Raw genomic sequence first — 3300 nt, forward strand, 5'->3', positions numbered from 1 at the left:
CTGCTGGCCCTTTACGGCCTGCCGGCGCTGCCGCTCGGCATGCTGGGCGAGGCAAGCACGGACATTCAGGCCAAGGGCACGCTTGGCGGCGGCCTGGCGACGAGTTTCAGCCTTGCCGGCGACGACTTCAAGGCCGCTTTCGAAGGCACGATCGCCGATACGTCGCAAGGCCTCGCCGCCAAGGGCAAGCTCAGCCTTGACGCTGCCGACATCGAGCCATGGCTGATGACATCAGGCATCGGCCTACCGGGCATGGGAGCCGGCATGTCGACGTCGCTCGCCGCGCAGGGCGACTATGGCAACGGTCTGCTGGTGCTGGACGAACTCAACGGCGCCATCAACGAAGCGGCGGTGTCCGGCGACGTCAATGTCGATGTGAAGGAGGGGGTCGACGGCAAGGCCGGCGTGCCACATCTGGCCGGTGCGCTGGTGCTCGACGAACTCGACCTCGATCCGATGGCAGTGGCACTGTTCGGCGATTCCGCCTTTCTTGTCGACCAGGAGGGGGCCGACAAGCAAGTGGCCGATAAGAGCGGGGTGTGGCCGGCCACACCGTTCAGCCAGAAATCCAGCCTGCCGTTCACCGCCGACCTCGACCTGACGACGGCAGCGCTCGCCGCCGGCCGGTTCGCCACCGCCTATGATGCCGCCTTTTCGCTCAAGCTCGACCAGGAAGGCATCCGCGTTTCGGATCTGAAGGCGAAATTGCTGGGTGGGGCGCTGACAGGCCTGTTCGAGCTGAAGAACAATGACGGCACAGGACTTTTCACCGGCCAGATGAAACTGGCTGGCGCCGATCTGGCGACCGTGCTGCCGGATGCAGGCATCAGCGGCATCAGCGATTTCTCGACGGCGCTGTCAAGCAGCGGCAAATCGGTCGAAGGGATGGTCGCCGCCTTGTCCGGATCCGGTACGGCGACGCTGAAGAGCTTGCAGGTCGCCGGCGTCAATCCCGATGCGTTCAGTGCGTTCCTCGCCAAGGCGGATGCGATCGGGCGTGACATCGATGCGGCCAAGACCGCCGGCTTCGCGCCTGACATCGCCGCCGATGGCAGTCTCGCCGCCAAGGACACCGACATCGCCTTCACGGTTGCCGGCGGCATGCTGAGGGCGCCGCCCATCAGCCTCGACAATCCGGCTGCGACCTTGTCCGCTGACATCACAGCTGATCTCAACACAGCCATGGTGTCGGCCAAAGGGGCGATCACCTATCGGCCAGGCGACGAGGCCCAGGTCGGCTCCGAACCGGTCGTGAACTTCACCGCCGAGGGGCCGTTCGGCGCCGTGAAGCGGCAGTTCGACAGCGAGCCGCTGGCACAGTTCCTAACCCAGCGCGCGCTGGAGAAGGAGCAGCAGCGCGTCGAGGCGATGCAGGCTGCTCTGCTCGAGAAGCAGCGGCTGCGGCGCGAAGTGCGCTATTACGCGGCGCTGCAGACCGAACGGGACAATGCCGCCGAGGAATTGCGCAAACAGGAGGAAGCAGCCCGGCTGAAAGCCGAGGCTGACGCCAAGGCCAAGGCCGAAGCGGACGCCCAGGCGAAAGCTGAAGCCGACGCCAAAGCTCAGGCCGAAGCGGAGGCGAAAGCCAAGGCTGACTCGGATGCCAAAGCCAAGGCGGATGCGGACGCCAAGGCCGCTGCCGAACAGCAGGCCGCCGACGAAGCGGCCAAGGCACAGGCCGACGAGCAGGAGCGGCAGAAGGCGGAAGAGGCGATGCGCATTGCCTCGCAGGAAAAGGCAAAGCTCGAGGCTGAGCGCAAGGCCGCGCAGCAGGCTCCGAAGATGGAGCGTGCGCCGCTGCCGGAGGCCAACGACAACCCGCCGCCGGCCAAGCCGAAGTCCAATCCGTTCACGCTCGACAATCTGCTGAAGTCGCTGCAGTAGGCAGTAGGCAGCACGAGAGGCCTTTTCGCCCCGAAATCGTTTCAAAGCACGAACAACTCGGCGCCGTCTGCGATGTAGCGGGCGTGGCGGAAATCCCGGATGGTCAAGAGTTTGCCGTCCTTCCAGGCCAGCAGGATGAAATAGGATGGCCGCGCCGCCGGATCATCGCTATCGCGGACGAGGATCGCCGGCCTGTCTTCGACGAAGCCCGGTACGAAACGCCAATCCTGCACTCGGGAATAGTTGCCGAAGTAGGTGCCGACTTCCTTGCGGCCGTTGAGCCGCGTCCTGGCCACCAGCTCCAGCCGGACTTCATCCGCCAGCATGTCGCGCACCGCGTCGAAGTCGCGGGCGTTGAAACGATCGATATAGGCTTCGAGCAACAGACGCTCTGCGTTGCTCAATCTCGGAACAGGGCGGTCGTCCGGTTCGTCCGCAAGATGGCGCAGCCGATGGCGACCACGATGCAGCGCCGCCTTAACCGCGGGAATGCTGGTGTCGAGTGTGGTGCTTATTTCCTGCAGCGAATAGCCCAGAACGTCCATCATGATGACGCTGCTTCGCTGCGCGACGGGAAGGCGCATGAAGGTATGCAGTCCGGCCGCCGCGGCCTGACGGTCGACGGTGGGGTTTGCCGGGTCGACGATCATGTCCGGATCCTCATCGGCAAAGGCCTTTTCACGGGCGCGACGGCGCAGGAAATCGAGTGCAGCATTGTGGGCAATGCGAAACAGCCAGCCTTCCGGGTTGGCGATCGGGCCGGCGTTGGGCAGAGCTTCGAACGCTTTTGTCAGCGCTTCCTGCAGCACGTCCTCACCGTCGATGACCGAGCCCGTCATGCGGGCGCAATAGCGGTGCAGCTTGGGACGCAGTTCGCCGAACAGGCGGGCAAAAGGCTCACGGATCTCGCCAGGAATGTTCATGCGCCTCTGTTCGCCGTTATTGGTCCAGCATCCGGTAATGGCCCACCACGGTCATTTCCTCGCGCTGCGGACGCTCGATCAAGCGATCCCTGATGCCACTCTGAAAGGCCTCGAATGCCGCCAGCCCGGTGATGATGTCGGCATGGGCCTCGGTTTCCGTCTCGACCAGATGGACAAAGGACCCGTCGTTAGATCGCCATGTCATGTAGCGAACGCCTTCCGGCGATTTTTCCCGCAGCTCCAGGAACACGGCCTTGACCAGCCATTCATTCTCGTCGGTCCGTTCCGGCTTCGTCTTGTAGCGTATCAGGTGGCGTTTCATCGCTGTTGTCCTCCTAGTTGCCCTGCGCCTTTGAGGTCGCTCATCTTCGAGACGCTATTGTGAGGCGAAAGGATTCGGGCACTGGGAAATAATTCGTGTCGCCCCACAAAGACGCCGGAGTGTTCACGTGCGATCGAGCAGCCGCCGCAGCATCGGTTCGATGCGTGACAG

General features: G+C 63.8%; 3 protein-coding genes. 1 reads left to right on the top strand and 2 read right to left on the bottom strand.

What is annotated here, in order from left to right; genetic code table 11:
- The coding region (locus tag EN935_RS27845; RefSeq protein WP_245489064.1) for an AsmA-like C-terminal region-containing protein at positions 1–1884 on the top strand (1884 nt) is incomplete at its 5' end.
- Positions 1885–1925: 41 nt separating this feature from the next.
- Here the strand turns inward: EN935_RS27845 and EN935_RS27850 are convergent.
- On the bottom strand, positions 1926–2807 hold the full coding sequence (locus EN935_RS27850) for a sigma-70 family RNA polymerase sigma factor (protein ID WP_109668154.1): 882 nt from the start codon (positions 2805–2807) through the stop codon (positions 1926–1928).
- A gap of 16 nt (positions 2808–2823) precedes the next feature.
- Positions 2824–3129 (bottom strand): hypothetical protein, encoded by a 306-nt coding sequence (locus tag EN935_RS27855; protein ID WP_127265713.1) that lies wholly within the window; start codon positions 3127–3129, stop codon positions 2824–2826.
- Positions 3130–3300: the final 171 nt, after the last annotated feature.

It is taken from the genome of Mesorhizobium sp. M7D.F.Ca.US.004.03.1.1, from assembly GCF_003998635.1.
Taxonomy (GTDB): Bacteria; Pseudomonadota; Alphaproteobacteria; order Rhizobiales; family Rhizobiaceae; genus Mesorhizobium; species Mesorhizobium loti.